Origin of the sequence: Streptomyces sp. P9-2B-2 (assembly GCF_030406865.1) — a bacterium.
Lineage (GTDB): Bacteria > Actinomycetota > Actinomycetes > Streptomycetales > Streptomycetaceae > Streptomyces > Streptomyces platensis.
This window is the reverse complement of record NZ_CP129126.1, coordinates 5048590-5068433: the sequence shown is the minus strand read 5'-3', so window position 1 is coordinate 5068433 and position 19844 is coordinate 5048590. Positions and strand designations below refer to the sequence as shown.

The 19844-nt window shown below is 66.2% G+C and carries 16 protein-coding genes; 2 read left to right on the top strand and 14 right to left on the bottom strand.

Annotated features, from left to right (window positions below; all coding sequences use genetic code 11):
- Positions 1-7: 7 nt before the first annotated feature.
- Positions 8-835 (bottom strand): hypothetical protein, encoded by an 828-nt coding sequence (locus QT196_RS22225; protein ID WP_290355526.1) that lies wholly within the window; start codon positions 833-835, stop codon positions 8-10.
- 105 nt (positions 836-940) lie between these two features.
- The gene (locus tag QT196_RS22220) at positions 941-1657 is read right to left on the bottom strand and encodes a CPBP family intramembrane glutamic endopeptidase (protein WP_290355525.1); all 717 of its coding nucleotides are present in this window, start codon (positions 1655-1657) and stop codon (positions 941-943) included.
- Between the two features lie 92 nt (positions 1658-1749).
- Here QT196_RS22220 and QT196_RS22215 point away from each other — a divergent pair, with 92 nt between their 5' ends.
- Positions 1750-2325 carry a TetR/AcrR family transcriptional regulator gene (locus QT196_RS22215; RefSeq protein ID WP_266737904.1) on the top strand — a complete coding sequence of 192 codons (576 nt, stop codon included), beginning with the start codon at positions 1750-1752 and terminating at the stop codon, positions 2323-2325.
- 225 nt (positions 2326-2550) lie between these two features.
- Here QT196_RS22215 and QT196_RS22210 read toward each other — a convergent pair whose 3' ends face one another.
- The gene (locus QT196_RS22210; protein ID WP_290355524.1) at positions 2551-2685 is read right to left on the bottom strand and encodes a hypothetical protein; all 135 of its coding nucleotides are present in this window, start codon (positions 2683-2685) and stop codon (positions 2551-2553) included.
- 1120 nt (positions 2686-3805) lie between these two features.
- Here QT196_RS22210 and QT196_RS22205 point away from each other — a divergent pair.
- Positions 3806-5884 (top strand): AIPR family protein, encoded by a 2079-nt coding sequence (locus QT196_RS22205; protein WP_290355523.1) that lies wholly within the window; start codon positions 3806-3808, stop codon positions 5882-5884.
- A gap of 111 nt (positions 5885-5995) precedes the next feature.
- Here the strand turns inward: QT196_RS22205 and QT196_RS22200 are convergent, their stop codons facing one another.
- The 11 genes from QT196_RS22200 to QT196_RS22150 all read right to left on the bottom strand — a co-directional run bounded on the left by QT196_RS22200 (position 5996) and on the right by QT196_RS22150 (position 19657).
- Entirely contained in the window at positions 5996-9073 is a 3078-nt protein-coding gene (locus tag QT196_RS22200) for an HsdR family type I site-specific deoxyribonuclease (protein ID WP_290355522.1), read from the bottom strand.
- Positions 9074-9076: 3 nt separating this feature from the next.
- Positions 9077-10285 (bottom strand): restriction endonuclease subunit S, encoded by a 1209-nt coding sequence (locus QT196_RS22195; protein ID WP_290355521.1) that lies wholly within the window; start codon positions 10283-10285, stop codon positions 9077-9079.
- Positions 10278-11852 (bottom strand): type I restriction-modification system subunit M, encoded by a 1575-nt coding sequence (locus tag QT196_RS22190; protein WP_290355520.1) that lies wholly within the window; start codon positions 11850-11852, stop codon positions 10278-10280. The genes QT196_RS22195 and QT196_RS22190 overlap by 8 nt, the downstream gene beginning before the upstream one ends.
- A gap of 387 nt (positions 11853-12239) precedes the next feature.
- Positions 12240-13037, bottom strand: a complete 798-nt coding sequence (locus QT196_RS22185) for a phosphotransferase (protein ID WP_290355519.1) — start codon at positions 13035-13037, stop codon at positions 12240-12242.
- Positions 13027-13509 (bottom strand): NUDIX domain-containing protein, encoded by a 483-nt coding sequence (locus tag QT196_RS22180; protein WP_290355518.1) that lies wholly within the window; start codon positions 13507-13509, stop codon positions 13027-13029. The genes QT196_RS22185 and QT196_RS22180 overlap by 11 nt, the downstream gene beginning before the upstream one ends.
- Positions 13510-13548: 39 nt before the next feature.
- Complete coding sequence (locus QT196_RS22175; protein WP_290355517.1) at positions 13549-15141, bottom strand: hypothetical protein; 1593 nt, start codon at positions 15139-15141, stop codon at positions 13549-13551.
- Positions 15138-16172: a glycosyltransferase gene (locus QT196_RS22170; RefSeq protein ID WP_290355516.1), complete on the bottom strand. Its 1035-nt coding sequence runs from the start codon at positions 16170-16172 to the stop codon at positions 15138-15140. The genes QT196_RS22175 and QT196_RS22170 overlap by 4 nt, the downstream gene beginning before the upstream one ends.
- On the bottom strand, positions 16157-16732 hold the full coding sequence (locus QT196_RS22165; RefSeq protein ID WP_290355515.1) for a hypothetical protein: 576 nt from the start codon (positions 16730-16732) through the stop codon (positions 16157-16159). The genes QT196_RS22170 and QT196_RS22165 overlap by 16 nt, the downstream gene beginning before the upstream one ends.
- Positions 16729-17814: a hypothetical protein gene (locus QT196_RS22160; RefSeq protein WP_290355514.1), complete on the bottom strand. Its 1086-nt coding sequence runs from the start codon at positions 17812-17814 to the stop codon at positions 16729-16731. The genes QT196_RS22165 and QT196_RS22160 overlap by 4 nt, the downstream gene beginning before the upstream one ends.
- Positions 17811-19226 (bottom strand): FAD-dependent oxidoreductase, encoded by a 1416-nt coding sequence (locus tag QT196_RS22155; RefSeq protein WP_290355513.1) that lies wholly within the window; start codon positions 19224-19226, stop codon positions 17811-17813. Before QT196_RS22155 ends, QT196_RS22160 begins: the two co-directional genes overlap by 4 nt.
- 56 nt (positions 19227-19282) lie before the next feature.
- Positions 19283-19657, bottom strand: a complete 375-nt coding sequence (locus QT196_RS22150) for an ATP-binding protein (RefSeq protein ID WP_290355512.1) — start codon at positions 19655-19657, stop codon at positions 19283-19285.
- Positions 19658-19844: the final 187 nt, after the last annotated feature.

Below are 19844 nucleotides of genomic sequence, written 5' to 3'. Positions count from 1 at the left end.
CCCGCCGTCAGGACTCCTGGTGGGCCTGACGGAGGAATGGGAGGAAACTCGCGGTGCCGCTCAGCGCACTCTTGAGGCCGAGCAGAATGCCCGCGTTTCCAGTCGCGTAGTCCATCGAAATCCGCATCAGCTGGAAGCCGGGGAAAACGACATCTCCGTGAAGTCCGAGCTGATACCAGGACAGTCGTTCGAGGTGGCGTCGAGTGACCTGAACGGTATCGGAGTCAGTAGGACCTGTGATGTGTTGCAAGGCCGCCATCTGGCCAACGCGGCCGTTCCAGAGGGAAGGTTGTACGAAGAACCCGCCGGCGCAGGTGTTGCGCGCCGCTCCAATAGCGTCTAACAGCCGACCGTCTTCACGGTGACGCAACAGCTCCGAGCCAACGATGGCGACTCCTGCGGCACCGGTCTCGACATATGGATTGAGCCGCCATCCCTCGTCGACGTTCAAGGTGTTGAAGCTCGACATCACGCAGCGGTCCAGGTCAAGGTGGGACGCCTTGAATGCCGCGTCCAGCCATGAGAGGTCGCTGGTGTGCTCGTACATCCGCAACATCAGCAGCGCGGGTCCTGACCAGCCGTGCATGAGGCCGGCTGGTCCCTTCGACTTGCGGACCAGGCCGAGCTCGGCTTCAGAGCGGGTGCCGGCGGCTCGCGGGAACCTACCGCTGGCGACCGATTCCGCTACTCTCTCGGCCAGTTGCGCGGCGCGACCACTCATTGTGCTGTCACCCGCAACTTCGGCGAAGTGCAGCAGGTTCAGCCCGATACCGGAAAGCCCGCCGAACAGATGCTGGGCGTCCTCATCCCCGGAGTCCTCGTCCTGCGCGTACACCCTTCACAGGTGGCACGCGCCGAGTGAGGCGTTGCGGTGGGTACGGGGCATGTCGCCGACGGCCGCACGGCCCGGCTCGGCCCGGCGTCGATCCGAGCCCGGGGCTCACCTGCCCGCCATCGCGACGATCACGGGTATCGACATAGCAAGCGCGTTGTTGACACCGTGGACGACGATGCCGGGCCACACCGAGCCGGTGCGCCGCAGCAGCACGGCGTTGATGACGCCGACCACGAACGCGACGGGCAGCACCGGGTTGAGGCCGTGCACGAGCGCGAAGACCGTGGCGCTGGCGAGCACGCTGACCCAGGCCCCGTAGCGGCCCAGGGCGTTGGCCAGCACCCCGCGGAAAATGAGTTCCTCGCCGATCGGGGTGGCGACGAACCCGGCCACCGCGGTCGCGAGGTACCAGAGGAGGCCACCCGATGCGGCCGCTTGGTAGCCGACCTGAACGTTCTGGTGATCGCCCGCCACCGCCTGGTAGAGCAGCGAGGCGATCGCGGCCAGTACGAAGGCGACGACGCCGAACCCGACGGCGGCGAGCAATGACCGCCCGCTCGCGCGCCGCACGCCGAAGGGCGCGAGCCGGCGGATCCTGAGCAACGCCGCGACCGCGAAGGCGCCGAGGCCCATCACCGCGGAGAGCACGAACCCGACGAGTCCCGCCATGGTGTCCGACAGGGCGGCATGCCGCAGACACACCACCACCACCGCGTCGAGGACCACATAGGCGGCCAGGCCGGCGACGATCTCCGGCCAGCCGGGGCCCGACGGCCGCTCGACGGGCGCTTCGGCCAGGACGGGGCGGAGGGTCTCGTGCATTCGATGCTCCTGATCAGCGAGATTGCGCCAGTACGCCGCACTAGCACGCTGTACCGTACACCGTACTAGCACACTGTGCTAGGGTCGCTTTCGTGAACAAGAGCAGGCAGGAAGAGATCCTCGCCGCAGCCCTCCGGCTGACGTACGAGCAAGGCGTCGGAGCGTTGAGCGTCCGGTCCGTCGCGGCCGCGGCCGGCGTCGGGGCGACCACATTGCGGCACTACTTCCCGTCCCAGGCCGACCTCTATCAGGCGGTCGCGAGCCGGCTCGTCACCAGCGTTCTCAGCGACCTCGACATCACCGACGACAGCCGCGATCCAGCCGCCCGCCTGTACGACTGCCTCGCGCAGTTCGTGCCGCAGCCCACCGAGCAGACGCAGGCACTGACCGGCTGGGCCGAACTGCACAGGCTGGCCCTCGGCGGCGACGCGGGAGTCATGGAAATCCTCAAGAGCGGGCGCCAGGCCTCAAAGGAGGCACTCCTCCGCTGGTTCGGCGCGCTCGCCGACCAGGGCCATACCGCCCGGGCCGACATCAACACCCACGCCACACACGCCCTCACCCTGATCGACGGACTCAACCTCGACCTGTTCCTCTTCCCCGACCAGGTCGATCTCGCCGCGGCAAAAACGGCACTCCGCTGGTTCGCCGAGCGCACCGTCTCCTGACCTCCACCCGCCTCCCGGCGTCGCTTCCCTCGGCCTACGCGCCAAGTCGGCGCCGGCGAAACACGCGTGGAAGGTCGCCAACGAGGATGCCCAGACCTGGCGAGATCCCCGAATCGCCACCGGACTCTGCGAGTTCGGCCAGTAGCTGACGAGGTCTGCGGGATTCAGGAAGTCGCCACCGCCTGGCGTCGCCCACCATCCGATGGGCGACGTAAGGCGGTGGCGTCAGACGCGTCCCCGCCCGTCCGTCTCCTCATTGGTTGCGGCCCGGGCGCGACGGCGGCCCAGCAGGGCGCATCCCACCATCACCAGACCGATGGTGAAGACCTTGGCGGCCCCGTAGTAGCCGGACGCCAGCACAGAACTGAGACTGAAGACCGCCGCCGGGCCCGGGCCCGGCTACGCCGCCGCATCCGGTAAAAGCAAAAGCCCCAGGTCACGGCGAGTGAGTCCTGGGGCTTCCACAGAGCCGCCTTCGGGATTCGAACCCGAGACCTACGCATTACGAGGGGGTGCGGGATCGTGACGGTCAAGTGTGGGAGGTGCCATCGGATCCCGTTTTCCCAGGTCAGGGGAGTGCGGCCAGGCCTCCGCCTGCCGCCCAATCCATCTAATGCCACCCCATCCGCTCACGCATCGCTCACGCATCTGAGTCACTCCAAGCACCGACGGCTCAGGGCAGAGACGGTAGCCACCGGGCCACCCACTGAGCGAGCGTCCAGCGCTGGCCGTCGAGCTCGGTGGCTGACGCTTCAGCACTGTCTTCCTCAGGCGGGCCGAGCCTAGCGGTGACGTTCTCGCCGCCTTCGGGAACAGGCAAGCCGAGCGCCCGGGCCGACGCCTGGCGGTTCCGGATGGGCTGCCAACGCCCTCGCGAACCAGCTGGGCGGGCCTCCGGCAGGCTCGGGTAGTCCCCCTTGTATTTCGCCACGGTGGCCACCGACGCGGGGGTGATCCGACAATCTCGCACCGTGCCCTTCGGCCAGGCCCGCAGAGTCCTGGACCCCAGCGGATCGGCCAGGAAGAGGTCCCACCCGTCGAAGCGGCGGACGGACGCTGACCCGGTCGGTGGAGAACGAGCACGTTGAGACCGCTTGTGCGCGTCTCTCCAAGGGCCAGCTCGATCACATCGCCGCCCGCGATCCACAAGAGGAAGTCCGCCCCGGCCAGCAGCTCCGCCGCCTGCACCGGCGAGAGTGGAGTCCACGGCCCCGCGCCCGAACCATCGCGTTCGTACCAATCACGGAATCCCCCTCCAGGCGCACCTCCTCAAGAGAGCCACTCTCGATGCTGCTGCCTAACGAAGTCAGCGCCGTTACGCTCAGCGGGAATTCGCCGCTCTCAGTCCCATCGTGACTACGCAGTGCGGCGAAGCGCTTGACGTGCAGGCTCTTAGGCAAGCAACCTGATTCGCTGATGAGGCGTGGGAGTACCCCTCGCCACCGTCCCAGCACGGCCGCCAGCCGCCGACAGGAGCACAGTGACCGCCCTGCACGCCCAGCAGCTCGAACACGCCCTTGATGAGCAGTTCACTGGGATCGTCGCCGTTGATGATCTGTCGAAGTTTGAGCAGCGAATCCAGCGGAACTCATTTCTCTCCCGTTCCCTTGCTGCCCTGGCAATCCGCGAGTTCACGGGCTATCCACTGCAGCGCTGCGCCGAGTTCGTCATCGACTCGTTCGGCGACCAGGGCATCGACGCCGTGGCGGTAGATCTCGCATCAGAAGAGCCTCAGGTCTGGGTGGTGCAGGCGAAGTGGAGCAGCGACGGCACAGCCACCTTCTCTAAGGACGCTGCCCTCGACCTAAAAAACGGTCTGGAACTACTGATCGCCCGGGAGTACCAGTGCTTCAACGCTAAGCTGACGCCGCTCATCCCCGATCTGGAACGGGCACTCAGCAATCCGCGGGTACAGATCACCCTGCTGCCGGCCTGGGCAGGGACCCAGCCGATGGGGGCCGAGGCCAAGGGGGTGCTCGACCGGTTCTGCGCGGAGTACGAGGACTCGCTGCGCCTGCGCATCCTGCGACTGCCGGACTTCATCCGCATCCTGCGCTCTGGAATCGCCGAACCCCAGATCAAGCTGAAGGCGTCGGCTTCGGCTGTCGATGTCAGTCCGATCAAGGATCCCATCCTGGCGTACCACGGCACGATCGGAGGAGCGGAGGTCGCCCGCTGGTACGAGGACAACCATCACCGGCTCTTCCAGCGGAATATCCGAAATCCCCTCGGTGTCACCGCGGTAAATCGCACCCTTGTGGAGACCCTTCGTAGAAGGCCCGAGTACTTCTGGTACTTCAACAACGGGATCACGGTGCTATGCGACAAGGTGATCATGGGCCCTCGGGGGGACCTGGAAATGGAAGGAGCGAGCATTGTCAACGGCGCTCAGACGGTAGCCTCCATCCACGAGGCGTACCAGCAAACCCCGGATCTCGTGACACGCGCACGGATCGGTGTCCGCATCATCTCCTTGACGGACTGCCCGGAGGGCTTCGACCACGACGTCACCCGAACGACCAACACCCAGAACAGGGTGGAGCCCCAGGACTTCATCGCCCTGGAGAAGGTGCAGCAGCAGCTCCGCGACGACTTTTTGCTTCGGCTGCGGAAGACCTACGTCCTGCGCCGGGGCGAGGAGCCACCGCAGTCGAAGGACGACGGTTGCAACCTCAGGGAGGCCGCAACCGCGCTCGCCTGTGCCCACGCCTCTCCGGAACTGTCCTTCCAAGCCAACGTGGACATCGATCTTCTCTGGGATCCGAAGCAGCACCACCGGCTATTTCCGCTCCACCGTACCGACGCCGTGAAGACCTGGCGCACCATCCTGGTGCTCCGGGAGGTCGAGCGGCAGATCGGCGTACAACGCCCGCAGTGGGAGGGGCGCGCCGGCACACTCGCCGACCTTGGTCGACTGCTCATCGCCCACGTGACCTTCCAGTGCCTGCCCCGAGGCTGGCAGGAGATCCCGGAGTCCGATTGGCCAACGGTACCGGCGCGCGTCGCCCCACTCGTTGACGCCTCCGTAGCCACCTTGATCCACTGGATCGACACGGGGTACGGGCCCAAGAGCCAGGTGAGCAGCATCTTCCGTAATGCGGAGCGATATTCCGACGTCGCCGGTTCAGCGCTGGCGACCCTACAGGGCGATAACCAGCCTCCGCCCCTCTCAGCGGAGTACCGCGCGTCCGAGCGTGAAGGGCACGCACGGAAAGCCAAGGCAGTCACCGTGATCTTCGAGAACAACGCGCTGGAGGAAGGGACACTCCTGGAGTTCCGCCCAGTTCCCGGCCGCGAACAGCAACAGCTCACCCCCTGGCTCACGGCGGATCCCCGCCGGGCGCGTGCAACCTGGACCCGGAACCGCCGTAACTGCCTGGTGTGGGCGGTGGACGGTATCACCTACTCACCGACCGGCCTGGCCCAGAAGATGCTCGTGGAGGCCGGTCACCAGAGCAAACCGCTTCAGGGAACGCGGCGCTGGTTCGTTCCACAGCGCGGCTCCCTAGTGGACATCGCCGACCGGTTGCGCCAGGAAGCAGAAGAAGAGGAAGAATGAGCTTGTCGCCTAACCTCGCAGGACACGGGGCCAGCTGAGGGTGTCCGAACTGGCAGCCGCGACGACGAAGGCCCAGGCCGCTCAAGGCGGTTCGGGGCCTTCCCGTATTCGTCAGTCAACGAGATAGTGGGCTTCGATATAGGCGACGGTGGAGTCGTACGGCTCCCCTACGGGCTTCAACGTGTACCGACGGAAGACTGCAGCTGTGGCGCGGCGGGCACCTCGGTTGCGGGCATCGGCGTTGTCCCAAGACCGGGCGAGGGTCTGCGTGACCACCTGGTCGATCTCCTCAGCCAGGTTCCTCTCCGTGATTGTGAGGCCCGACGGCGCGTGGTCTTGGATGATTCGGGACAGGACACCCACGTGGTCCTCGTCGAGCACGATGACCGCTTCATTGGGGTGCTTCTCGGCGTTGACGACGGCGCGGGCGACCCGGAGCGCGTCGGCCAGGAAGTCGAGGGCGTCCTGGGCGTTCTGGATGATTCGGTCCCGCAGCAGCCTTATCCGCTCCGCGAGGGCGGTGTACTTCGCGGACTCCGGGTCGACGCCCTTGTCGAGGGCGGCCTTGATGTGATCCAGGATCTCGGCTGCGGACGGCGGTGTCTTGTCCCCATCGTCGCCTGTGACGGGCTTGGGCCTGACGAGGGCCAGTAATTCCTTGAGGATGGCGATGCCCTGGGCGTCCAGGACGAGGGCTTCCTCCTGGGACGCGGCCACGGAGAAGGAGTGAACGTGAGCGTTGATGATCTCCAGGACCATCGGCCCAAGTTCGCCAAGTCGTTCCTTCCTCTCCTCGTCGGAGGACTTCTTGAACAGAGTTGTGTACACGGATCCGAACAGCGCAAAGCCGTCCTGGTACTTGGCTACCCGCTTGTCGCTGTTGATGAGCGGGTACAGGCGGGCCAGGAGTCGGTAGTCCTTGGCGAAGGACTGTGCGGTGTCAGGGTTGGCGTCCAGGAAGGCGTTGATGGCTCGCATGGACGCGTATCCATGGAACGTGAGGTCCAGGCCGTCCACGTCCGCGAAAAGGTCTTCGATGCGCGCGAATACCGTGCGGAACTCGGCGACCAGCTCGAACAAGTTGGTGACGAACCCGCCACCCTTGCCGGCCTTCTCTTGGGTGGGGTCGACGACAGCCCGCTGTACCTCCTCGGCCAGTCCGATGTAGTCCACGACCACGCCAGAGGTCTTCACGAACCCACTCGGGGACACCCAGGTTCGGTTCGGGCGGGTGATTGTTTGAAACAGGTTGTGCGCCTTCAGCGGCTTGTCCAGGTAGAGGACACCCTCGTTGGGTGCGTCAAACCCAGTCATCAGCTTCGCGGTCACCACCAGGAAGCACAACGGATCGTCCGGACTGAGGAACCGACGCTTCTGGTCCTCCTCCTCGACTTCCGAGAGCTTGTACGGGCGCATGGCGGGCTCTTCGTCCTTGGAGTCCGAGACTGAGATGTTCACCTCTGCGGCGATGCGTTGGTGCTTGCCTACTTGGGCCAGTACCTGCGAAGCCTCGTACCCCGCGAGCAGTTCGTTGATCTTGCCCGTGTACGCCACTGCCAGTTCACGATTGAAGGCGACGACCTGAGCCTTCAGACCGTTGCGGTAGGCGCTAGCGAGGTAGTGATCCACGATGTCCTGGCAGACGGTGTGGATGCGGTCAGGGTTGGCGAACACTGAGGTGAGGCGCCCGAACTTGCGTGACAGGGCCTCACGGTCGGGCTCGTCCAACTCGAAGGTATCGGCGAACTCGTCGAATTCGTCCTGCAATGCCTGGTCGTTCATCTCAAAGACGACGGGGCGGGGATCCAGCATGACTGGCACCGTCGCCTCGTCCAGCAGGGACCGGGACACTGAGTACCGATGCAGCACTCTGCCCGGGTCGGTCTCCTCGCCGAAGAGGGCGAAGGTGTCTGTGGCGAGATTCCTGATGGGGGTGCCAGTCATACCGAAGAACTTCGCGTGCGGCAGCGCTGCGCGCATCTGTCCAGCAAGGGACTTCTTGTCGGCGGACTGGGTGCGGTGTGCCTCGTCGACCAGCACGATGATGTTGGTCCGGGTAGAGAGGTTCTTGCCAGCGTCGGCGAACTTGTGGACGGTCGTGGAGATGACGCCCCGCACGTCGTCGGCCAGCAAGGCACGCAGTTCGGCGCTTGTTGCCGGCTGATGGAAGTAGGCATCTCCCATTGCCGCGGTGAACACTCCGGACGTCTGGCGGACAAGGTGCGTCCGGTCCGAAAGCAGAATGATCGTCGGAGAATCGGTGCGGGTATCGGCCAGCATCAGCGAGGCGGCGAACACCATCAACAGCGTCTTACCAGAGCCCTGGTGGTGCCAAATCAAGCCCTTCGAGCCGCCTGCCACGACGCGCTGGTGGATCAGGTGCGCTGCCTCCATCTGCGGGTACCGAGGCAAGTACTTCTTGTCCGCCCCGCCACCGGAAGTGGCGAAAAGGACAAAGTTGGCCAGCATGTCCAGCACCGTCGCCGGCTTGAGAAGCAGTTCGACGGAGCGCTGTATGTCTGCCTGCCCCGACAGGTTCTCGTCGTCATCAGTGGACCGGAACGGCTGCCACAGGTTCGTGGGCGCGCCAGCTGCACCGAACCGCAGCTTCAGCCCATCTGAGGCGATGGCGAAGACATTGGGGGTGAAGAACCACGGGTACTCGGCGACATACACGTTGTTGATCTCGCGCGCGGCATCAGCCCACGCGGACTTAGCGGTAGGTGACTTCACCTCGGCTACTACCAGAGGCAGGCCGTTGACCCAAAACACAAGGTCAAATCGCCGGGATGTCTTGCCGGGGACCGTGATGGTTACTTCGTCGGACACCACTAGCGTGTTGGCGGTCGGGTGCCCGAAGTCGATGACCTTGAGGGTGTGCCACACCCCGCCGGCGTCGCGGAACTCCTTGTGCCCGCGCATCAGGCGCAGCACCTGCTCGTTAGCCCGTACCAGGCCGCCCTCGACTGCGTTCACCGTGGCGACGATCTCTTCGACGACCGCGTCCGCGTCGAACCCCTCGATCACTCCAGGGTTGAGTCGGATGATGGCGTCCCTCAGGTCGCCGACGAGCACCGTTTGCGTCGTCTCACGTTCCAGCGATCTTCCCGCTGTGAAGCCCCAGCCCATCGGGAGGGACCACTGGATCATCAGGTTCTGGAACTCACGCTCTCGAATGCCCTTCGCCACGTATTAGACCTCCAAGTCAGCGGACTTAATGTCGATGGTGCGATCCAGCAGCCCCGAAAGGAGCGCCACCCGAGCTTGCCGGAGGCGCTCCGCCTCAGCACGGAGGGCCGCGACCTGCCGGTCCACGGCGTCAGCCATCCGCGCGATGCGCTCCTGCTCATCACGAGGGGGGACAGGCATGACGATCTTGCTGAGGTTCGCGGCGGAGATGCGAACAACCTTGGTGACGCTCGTGAACTGGCGCTTATGCGTTTGGAATTGAGGCGAAGCGAAGAAATAGGAGGTGAATCTCGGGTCAAGATCATGGCGAAAGATGAAGCAGTCGTCGTGAACCGCCACGGCGTCCTCACCCAACCACGCCACAGCCTTGCCGATGTCCTCGATGTTCTCGCTCGTCCCAGCGATCACCACATCGCCAGGATGTGCCAGGCGCATCGAGCCGCGGAAACTCTCGGGAAGATGCGTCACCGTGTGTGTGGCCGAGACCCCGTAGTCCGTATAGATCTGGCCGTAGTGGATACACCCGAGGCCCGACTCCACGTAGTCGCTCTTCACGAACCGGCGGCCGCGGGTGAGCTTTCCAGCCTCCGCCAGCGGAGCGGAGGACCAGCCTTTGCCGCCACGGCCCAGCGCATCGCCCAGGGTGGCGTTACGGACTCGGAGGAGGGCGTCTGCCTCATCCCCGAGTGCCGTGATCTGTCCGTCCACCGCACCAATGACCTCGACAATCCGCTCTTGCACGGGCAGGGGCGGGATGGCCATGACGATGTTCAGGAAGTCTGTCGGCTTCACACGCTCTCGCCTGCCGCCCATTCCCTTCGACGCACCTTGGAGCGCGCCCCACATGCGCTGCGTCGTCGTGAGCAGACGAAAGAAGTCGGGATCCAGGTCAGACGTGAACGCGAAGGTAGGGAACTCCTGAGAGGCGAACGATTCCGGAAGATCGCTGGGGGTGACCGTGATCGCGCCTTCGAACGCCTTGAGTCGGCTGTAGACGACAACGCCCTGTCCGATTCGGTTGAGCTTCTTGTAAGCGGTGGAGCTCCCCGCGACCGGATCGCGGTAGAGCAGCCCGCGCCCTCTGTTCAAGACTCCGACCGTTGGATAGGTCTGATGCGGGTCCACATCGATGACTTCAACGTTCGGCGTCAGGAACCGCGAGAGTGGTGCCCGACCCCAACCTTCCCGTGTGCTCGTCGCCGGGTCAGTCATCGAAGCCCTCAATGCCGGCACCCACGAGCGTGGCGAGCATGTGCTGCTCAGTCTGCTGACGCTCGGCTCGGGATGCGTTGTATTCCTTGATCAGGGTGGGCAGGTCTGCCTCTTCGGCCGTGAACTGCTTGATGTAGCGGCTGATGTTGAGGTCGTAGCCGTTCGCTGCGATCTCGCTCGCGGGTACGAACTCGGCGACAGGAACATCAGTGCCGTCGGGGGCACGCGTGGTGCCGTCAACCGCGACGCGGGAGTGATAGGCGGCCACCGTGCTGGCAATATCACCCTCGGTGAGCACGTTGCGGTTCTTCCCCTTAGCGAACCGCTTGGACGCGTCGATGAACAGAACGCCGTTCTTACGTTCGTCGATCTTGGTTCCGCGGGCGCGGAATACGAGGATGCAGGTCGGGATGGTCGTGTTGTAGAAGAGGTTGGCTGGCAGCCCGATCACGGCTTCAAGCAAGTCGTCGTCGATCACCCGCTGGCGGATAGCACCCTCCTGGCCGCCTCGGAAAAGGACTCCATTGGGCAGGACAACGCCTGCACGGCCCTTCTCCGGATCCATGCTGGCGATCATGTGCTGCACGAATGCCCAGTCCGCCGTCGACTGCGGCGCCACCCCGCCGCGGGCACGCGGATCAGTCGTCCAGGGCTTCCATTTCAGGCTGTACGGAGGGTTGGCGACGATCACGTCGAACTGTTTCACGCTCCCATCCGGCTTCGTGAAGCGCGGATCCTTCAGCGTGTCGCCGACCTCCACCTTGAACTGGGTGAGGTTGTGCATGAAGAGATTCATGCGGGCCACACCGGCGGTGTCCTGTACAGCCTCCTGACCGTACAGCTTGAGCGAGTACCCGCGCCCGCCACGTGCCTTGAGGAGGCTCGCTGAGGCGATGAGCATGCCACCGGACCCGCAGGTCGGGTCGTACACAGATTCGCGGCCCTTGGGATCAAGGGTCTCGACAATTAGCTCGACGACCTCGCGCGGGGTGAAGAACTGGCCAGCGCGGGTTCCGGACCCGTCGGAGAACCGCTTGAGCAGGTACTCGTAAGCCCCACCGAGCACGTCGTGGGACATGTTGCCCTCGTGCATCTTCGGGGTGCGGTCCATCGCCCGCATGACCGCCGCCAGGACCTCCCCCGACAGGACCTCTTCGGCAGCCCAGGTCATGGATCCGAACAAGCGGGAGAACTTGTCAGGGTTCGCCGTCTCAATCGCCTGCAGGGAGGCACGGACCCTCTTGCCGAGGCCGGGCTGGGCGATCGTGGCGAGGACGGCCGACCAGAGGGCACGACGCTTCTGGAAGGTGTCCAGGTGAATGAACGGGATCTCAAACTGTTGGTAGTCGCGGTACTCGATCTCGTGCGCTTCTTCGGCGGAGAGGTCGGCCAGGCTCCCGTTCTCGACCAGAAACTCCTGGTGGTGGTGCTCCCAGGTGTCGGACAGGTACTTCCAGAACATCAGCGGGAAGACGACCGAGGCGTACTGCGCTTCGGGCATCGCGACGCGCAGCTCGTCGGCGGCGTCCCACAACCGGTTCTCGATCTCCTGCTGCGTCACTGCCATCAGTCGGGGGTGTCCTTGCTCGTCAAAAGGTGGCGGCCCGAAGGCCGTGGTGTTCCTGCCGGTCACCCTATTTCGGGCGCGCCCAGCATGTACACGACGGGCGCATCCTGCCGGGGGAGCGCAGGCGGGGCGCCGTATTCTCTGCGCGGGCGACTCACCAACGATATCCCTCCCCAGGACCGAGAAATGTGGCAAATGACCCAAAACAAGGGATGCGGCCAGAAGCGGCCAGACCCCCCGCTTGTTGGTCTTCTCCCCCTCTAGCACACTGCCCGCCTGAGCCACGCCGCTGAACTCCGAGGTCAGGCACGCGCCATGGCCGCCGTCCCGCCCGGGACCCTGCCCAACTTCGGCTCCACACCCCGCTCCGTGGCAAGGATGTCTTGCTCACCTCCACCTGAGTAGCCGCCTGGCTGCCCGTTCCTGTATGTCGCGGTCTGTACTCAGCGCGGCGTCGGCGAGCAGATGAATGCGCCAGTACAGATGGAGCCGGCTTTCGGTCGTGACGTCGGGCTGACTGGCGAGAGCGAGTATGGGGGTGGGGTCGTCGAGGTCGAGGCGTACGACGAGGCGAGCGAGGTCGGACCGATGGTCGCCGAAGATGGCAAGCTCCCAGTCGATGAGCAGTGGGGGGCCAGCGGGTTCGCGCAGGAGGTGGCCCGGCTGCAAGTCGTGATGGAGCAGCACTGGCTGGATGGCGTTGTCGCTGGCGTCGACTTCTTGGTGGAGGAGTCGGGCCACGGCGCGTAGGGACGGGGCGGCTGCCGCGTATATGCGCAGGCGGTCATGGAGGTAGTCGGTCCAACTGTGGTGTTGTCGAGCGCCGGCGAGGCGGCCGAAGTGCGTGCCGGGGATGCGGTGGACGGCGGCCAGCGGTTCGGCGAGGTTCGCCAGGAACCGCTCGAAGTGCACAGGGCTCGCGTGAAGTGCGGTCTGTGCTGTCCATGGACGGGTGCTGCTGCCGCTGGACACGGCGAGCAGCTGTGGAGCCGGGGCACGGTATCTGGCCAGGAGGCGGAGAGCAGCGGCTTCGTTGGCGGCACGGCTCGGGTCACCATAGTGCTTGAGGATGTACGGCGTCGGTCCGTCCACCGACCAGACACGGTTGGCCTGGCCGGTGGTGATCTCGCGGGCGGCGGGTGGGACGCGGCCGTCGATGCCGTCCATGGTGCTGTCAGGCGACATCGCCGAGGTAGCTATCGAGGGGGTGGGGTGCCTCAGCAAGGGAGGCGATGAGCTGGCGGATGGCCTGCGGCAGCAGGTTGAGGGCAGGGACTTTGCCCAGCGGTACCCATTCCAGGCCGGTCTGCACCTCGTCCTGGGCATGGCCGCCGAGCTGGCCGGGATCGCTGGTGGGGGTGCACAAGAAGATCGCTTCGATGCGGTGGGTGTTGGCTTCGCTTTCGGCGTGGTCGTGGTTGGCGCCGATGTATTCACGGAGCCACAGCAGCCGCTCGACGGTGACGGTCAGGCCGGTCTCCTCGTCGACTTCGCGGCGGACGGCGTCGCCGAGACTCTCCCCGGGGTGTTGGCCGCCGCCGGGGAGGAAGTAGCACTCCTGGTCGTCCCAGACGGCACGCATGAGGAGCACGTTGCCGTCGTGGAGGACGACGGCTTTGGCAGAGGTGCGAATTTCGGCGGTGGAAGGATCGGTCACGGTTCTGGTCCAACTTCCTCTTGCGGATTGGGCGGTGCTTCAGCGCTCAGTCTTGCCGAAAGTGGTGGCGTGTCCGGTGATGCGGCGGAAGAACATCCGCCAGGGGCCGACGAGACGGATGAAGGGTTGGGCGGGGCTGCTTGCGACCAACGCCGCGCGGCGGCCTCGTGTGGGGCTCGGGGTGGCAGCAATGCGGCTCGTCGAGGGAACGACCGCAGCATGGAGAGCAGGAGCCAGCCTGATGAGCCGGGCGGTCGGGACGGGGCCATGCAGCAGGACCCCAGTGAGGGCAAGCGCGGACCACAGGGGGCCGGCCCAGCAGGCGGAAACAACCGCGGCAGCGATCAGCGGGGCGCCGGCGACCCAGGCGACCTCGTCGGCCCATTCCCGGAGTACCAGCAGCGCCTTGCCGATGTAGGAGAGGGCGCTCGGTAGGTGAGCTACGGCCTTCGCGTGGCGGTCTGGCCGGGCTGACGTGTGGAAGGCGAGGGCGTGGAGGTTAGTCAGGCCGCGTGGCTCGGTATAGGGCTCGTCCAGGACGGCGACAGTGGCGGGTGCGATGTCGGCGCCGAGGAGGGAGAGGCGGTGGCCGGTGCCGAGATCCTCCATCGGTTCGGGGAAGCCACCGAGGGTTCGTAGGGTCGGCAGGTGGACGGTCATGCCACAGCCGACGCCGTAGATCATCGGTCGCAGCAGTGTCCTTATGGGGCTTGGGACTTGGGTGGTAGTGAGCCATTGCGTCAGGCGGATGCGGGCGAGCTCGATGCCGAGTGAGCGGCGGAGCTGGTAGAGCCATTCTCCTGCCAAGAACAGGCCGGTTGCGCCTGGCGGAAAGGGGCGGCGGCCGAGCAGTGGCAGGCGCTGCTGCTGGATCAGGGACGGTGGCCGGCCGGTGAGGGCCCTGTGGCGAGTAGCTGTCTCGGCGAAGGTGGTCAGCGTACGAACGTCCGGGATGGCGTCGGCGTCGTAGACGCAGACAAAGGTGTTGTCCGCGTCGTTCTCGCAGCACCAGCCGAGGGTGCTGAGGATCTCGTCGAGGCGGTCGACGGCGTGGTTGAGCTGTCCGGCCTTGCGGCCGCCGCTGTCAGGTTGGTGCAGGTGCACCAGACGCAGCCCGACGGCTGGCTGGTCTTCGGCAAGGGCGGCGACGGTTTCGCGTGTCGTGGGCTCTGCGTCGTACAGCTCGGAGAGGAGGGGGAGGCGCCTCTTCCTGGGAGCGGCGTTGACCTCGTCAGCGACGTCGCCGCAGCGGGCGCGGGGGAACGTCCCGCGCAGTTGCGCCTCGGTGAGGCAGCTGGTGTCCGCCAGTTCCGGAAGGCGTTCACGGTCGCGACGGCGGGCGTTCTCTTCTCGTTCGGTGGTGATGGCGACGACCACTGCACGTTCTCGTGGGTAGTCGAGGGCCGTGAAGGCGGCGATCGTCTCGGGGGCAAGGGTTTGCTCGCGCAGCATGGGCAGCAGGACCACCAGCCACGGCCCGTCCTCGTCAGCCGAAACCGGGTCTCGGCGTGCATTGTCCAGAAGCCAACGCGTACAGAGTTCGACTGCGACGAATGCCCAGAGCCCACGGGCCAGCAGGAGGGCGAGCAAGACGGGAACTGTGTAGTGGAGCCACAGTTCGGCCAGCATCATCGTTCGTCCTCCAGCAGGCGGTAGACGGAGCGAACTTGATCGGCGATGCGCGGCCAGGCGAAGAGCTCGGCGCGCTCCCGGGCCGCGGCACGTCGTGAGGCGTGGGCGGCGGTGCCGAGTTCGTCGAGGAGGGTTTCGATGGCTTCGGCGGCGGCAGCTGCGTCACCGGGTGGTGTGAGTAAGCCGGCCGGGCCGTGGCCCGTGTAGTACGAGATGCCGCCGGTGTCGGTGGCGACTACCGGGGTTCCGCAGGCCAGGGCTTCCAGGAGTGCGTTGTTGGCGGTTGCGTCTGTCAGAGGGAGGAAGACGGCCGCGGCCTGGCGGTAGAGCTGGGTGAGGGTGAGTTCGCTGATTCCTTCCAGCAGGCGCACGGCTGGGTGCCAGGTGCGCCGGTTGGCCTGGCGGGTGACGACGGCGAGCTCGATGTCGTTGCCGTGCCGTCGATGGAGCTGGTCGTGGACCGTGTCCAGGACCTCCCAATCGCGCAGCCACCAGCCCACAGTCAGGAGCAATGGTCGGCCGCCGGGCTCCGGGACTCCTGCCGGCGTGAACGCGGCGGTGTCGATGCCGTGCGGGATCAGGTGCACGCGCTCCTCGGACAGGTGGTTGGCAAAGAACGCCAGCTGGTCGGGGGAGAGGGCGATGATCTGGCTTGCGTGTGTGGCGAGCCGCCGCCAGTTCGTGGTCGGCATGAAGCCGGCCAGGCGGGCGGGCGGCTGGTGATAGGTGACGGCGGTGGGGCCCAGTCGGTGGCGGGAGAACCAGAACTGCTCGTCGCCGTAGAGGATGTGGGCGGGCCCGCGCCCAGCGAGGACGCGTGCATCCGTGGCGAAGTGCTCGGCCGGGTAGAACGGCAGAGGGCAGCGGCGGCGGAGCCAGTGATGGGTGGCAGTGGCGATCTTCTGGCCGGTGATTCCTCGTGGCGCGGTGATGCGCTTGGCTTCCGGCAGGTAATCAAGGAGCCGGTCGTAGCCCCCATGGTGGCTGTGCCAGGGGACGCGGACGGCCGAGGCGATCACTGTGTGCGGCACGGTGCCACCGCCCTCGCAGCTGGGGGCAGCAGCCCCATGGCTCGGAGCGTCGGTGCAACCGCCGTGGATCTGGTGAGGCGCAGCACGGGCAGCCCATGGGGCTTGTTGGGGCCGAGATGGTGGTGCCAGCGACGGCGGTGCTGGCGGTGATGGGCCGGGCCCCAGAGGAGAATCGAGTCCCTGGCGAACAGATGCCGGAAGGTTTCCTGGTTGCCGGCGAACAGCTCCTCGCCACGGGCAGCTCGCCGGAATGAGCGCTTGAGAAGCCGGGGCAGGCAGGTGCGCAGGGGGAGGTCGAGCCAGATCGCCAGCTCGGCGTGGCCCAGCAGCATCTCGCCGACAGGCCCGCTGTAGTTGCCATCGGCGATCCAGGACTCTGAGTGGATCGCGTCCCTGGCCCGGCTCTGGAAGGTCATGGCGTCGACGGGCGTCCAGCCCGCTCCCCAGAACAGGTTGTCGAGGTCCAGGTGAGGCAGTCCCGTGTGTCTGGCAATCTCGGCGGCGATGGTGGATTTTCCAGAGGCCACGGGACCTACAACGGCGATGCGTTTCGGGATCACGAGAGCCTCCTGGCAACGGTGTCGGCGAGGCGTTCCAGCAAGTGGGGAGTACGCACACCGGCGGTGACCCTGAACACCGGGACTTTCGCGGCCAGGTCGTCCAGCACCTGACCGGCCTGAGCGCGCAGTCCCTCCACCGACCGGCCCCGACAGGCGAACCATGGGTGAAGCCAGTCCTCGTCGTCCGGGGTGCAGCACGCGGCGCTCAGCTCGGCACGTGCGGTTTCGCCGTGCAGCCGCTGGATGCTGAGTGGGGAGTCATCGTCGCGGAGCCGTGGCAGAAGGGCGAGCCTTAGTGGAGCGCTCTCGTGGACCTGGGCCGCGAAGGCGGCGGCGAAGTCCCGCGGGGTGCAGCTCGCCTTCTGATCCGTACCGAAAGTGCGAGGGAGCACCCGGTGCGGTGGCAGGGCCTCGCGCGGCGTGAGAGCAGACAGTGTGCCTCCGGCGATGCGGATGGACAGTGGGACACCGATGACGTCGGCTGCGTTCTGAGTGAGCATCGCGCGGTCGGAGGCCACCAGGTCCGCGCGGCGGTGGCAGGCGAGGGCGGCGAGCACGGTGGTCTTGCCGGCTGCGGTCGGTCCGGCGATGAGCACTCCGTGTCCGTCGATGGACGCTGCGGCGGCATGGAATGCGGTCCAGCCCCGGTCTTCGCCGCACCGCATCACGACTTCCCGGATGATGCGCAGCAGATAGCGCTCTCCGCGATGTGCATCAGGGTGGAGGACGATGTGCAGGCGAGCGGTGGAGTCGTGGGCGTAGAGATGGTCCTTGGACAGGTGCGAGCGGTGATGAGGGCGCCACCAGTCCACATCACCCACCCGCGACCGCAGGTACGGTTCGCCGCGGAACGGCTCGACGCACCGGCTTTGCACCGTCTGAAGGCGGGCTGTCCGGTCTGCAAACAGCTCACGATTGTGGCGGATGCGGATGCTGGTCAGCCGGCCACAGGGTGCGGACAGCGCGGCCTCGGGGACGAAGCTGTGCAGGTGGGTGCGCTGTTCGACGGCGAAGTCCTGGTCCACCTCGACATCGAAGACGTGTCCGGCGAAGGTGACGGACGTCGTCGTGGTGGTGGTCATGAGCGGCTCCCCGCGGGAACCGCGTCCTGGCTGCTGAGAAGCTCCTCGGTGGCCCCCGTGACCAGACGACGGGCGATATCGACGCCCATCTTCACCGCGTGGTCCATGTTGCCGATCTCGTACCGCCAGGTGCCGAACCTACCGCGAGGGTAGATCGCTTGGTCTTCCAGCCACGGCATCGTCAACGCCAGCGCCTCGTCCCGGTCCAGAGTGGGGATCGGGTAGGCGTACGGGATCATCTCCACATGGGCGGTGGCCAGCTCGGCCAGCCCGGGAACCAGGCGATGGCGCCGCAGCGCAGCATCGGCGGCTGTCACCAGGGCACGCTGGTTGACCCGAGTCCCGGGCATCACGGAGATCTCCGTCATCCATGAGCTGAAGGCGGTGGTGTCGGCGCCGGGGACGTTGGCAGGCGCGTACTTGCTGAAGTTGGTGGCGCGGTAGAACGGCACGTCGTCCTCTGGGAAGTAGAACCATGACCGCTCGTCCAGGGTGGGGGCTCGGTATCCGAGGCCGACCATGGCGACGGTGGTGTGCTTCAGCCGGCGGGACGTCTCCCGTACGTCGGGTGGGCTCGTCGTCGTCATGGCGGCGAGTCGGTCCAGTGGCATGGTGGCCACGACCTGGTCGTAAGGGACCGCCTCCCCGCTCTCCAGTCGCACGAGGCAGGCGCTCGGGTCGATCGACGTGGCTGGGGCTCGGGTGCGGATTCGGTTGCCAAGGCGGGCGCCAAGTCGTTGCCAGATCTCTCCAGTCCCCCCGACGGAGGGGAAGGCAAACGTGGAGTTCGGTCCCCACCGATGCATGGGGGCCTTGACGCCGTAGAAGGCTGCCAGGATCTCGTCGAGGTCGACCGGTGCCACTCGCTCCGCGACCCAGCCCGCGCTCATCTTCTCCGGCGAGATCGCCCAGACCTTGGTGTTGTACGGGGCGAAGAAGCGCTCGACGAGGCCGCTTCCGTACTGGGCCTGGAGCCACGTCGCGAAGTCGGTGTCGGTCGGCAGGGTCTGTTCACGCTGCTGGCACGCGTGGGTCAGCGACCGCAGGCACGCTTCGGCGTCGGCCTGCGGCAAGCAGTGGAGGTGCTGCTGGAAGGGGTAAGGCACCCAATGGTCGCGGAATCGGATGTACGAGGACCTGTCGTGGTGCAGCAGTTCATGCGGGGCGAAGAGCTCGCCCAGGAGCCGGTCGAACTCTCCGAAGTGGGAGAAGACCACGTGGCCACCCAGGTCCCAGGTGAAGCCGGCGCGATCGACCACGGATGACGCCAGCCCTCCGACAGTGGGCGCCGCCTCCAACAGGGTCCAGTTGCGGTGGCCGAGACGGTCCAGTTCGTTCGCGCATGCCAGTCCGCAGGGGCCGGCACCGAGGATGACGATCCGGCCGGGTAAGGGATGTTGGGCGTTGAGCATGGATTCCTCTTTTCTGTATGGGCGTTGGTGCTCGGTGTGAACAGGTCGCATCGCCGTCAGACCTCGCGTTTGGGCGTGTGAGGGTCAGGGGCAGTGATCTTGAAGGTGATCCAGACCGTCTTGCCGATGCCGTGCTGCTCGTCCACGCCCCACCCATCGGACAGTTCGTCCACCAGGAGCAGGCCGCGGCCCGAGGTGTCATCAAGGCGCGGATGCTTCCGATGAGGCCGGTCCACCCCCTGGTCGTGAACCTCCAGCCGAACCACCGGTCCGCTGATGGCCAGCCGTGCCCGGAATCCGAAGCTGGGCGGACCTGCGTGTACGAGCGCGTTGGTGGCGACCTCTGACAGGCACAGACACACGTCGTCGAGGCGGTCCCGGACTCCCCAAGCCGACAGAGCCTCGACGGCGAACTTCCGTGCCTCACTCACGGACGAGCCGTGTGGAGAGAAGGTCCGCTCGCGCTGCAGGGGCGGGCCGCTGTCGCTCCAAGTCGCCTCCGCGCTCCGAATCCCGGTACGGGGCTCTGCCTGTCGCCGCATCGCGCTGTCTCCTGCTGCTGGCATTGCCGGAACACCACCTCGTCGCTCGCGTTCAGGGCGGGCATCGAGCCTGACG

Excerpts from the sequence above, each read along its gene's own strand:
- QT196_RS22175 (WP_290355517.1), bottom strand. The coding sequence starts at position 15,141 with ATGATGCTGGCCGAACTGTGGCTCCACTACACAGTTCCCGTCTTGCTC.
- QT196_RS22220 (WP_290355525.1), bottom strand. The coding sequence starts at position 1,657 with ATGCACGAGACCCTCCGCCCCGTCCTGGCCGAAGCGCCCGTCGAGCGG.
- QT196_RS22190 (WP_290355520.1), bottom strand. The coding sequence starts at position 11,852 with ATGGCAGTGACGCAGCAGGAGATCGAGAACCGGTTGTGGGACGCCGCC.
- QT196_RS22155 (WP_290355513.1), bottom strand. The coding sequence starts at position 19,226 with ATGCTCAACGCCCAACATCCCTTACCCGGCCGGATCGTCATCCTCGGT.
- QT196_RS22185 (WP_290355519.1), bottom strand. The coding sequence starts at position 13,037 with ATGTCGCCTGACAGCACCATGGACGGCATCGACGGCCGCGTCCCACCC.
- QT196_RS22160 (WP_290355514.1), bottom strand. The coding sequence starts at position 17,814 with ATGACCACCACCACGACGACGTCCGTCACCTTCGCCGGACACGTCTTC.
- QT196_RS22195 (WP_290355521.1), bottom strand. The coding sequence starts at position 10,285 with ATGACTGACCCGGCGACGAGCACACGGGAAGGTTGGGGTCGGGCACCA.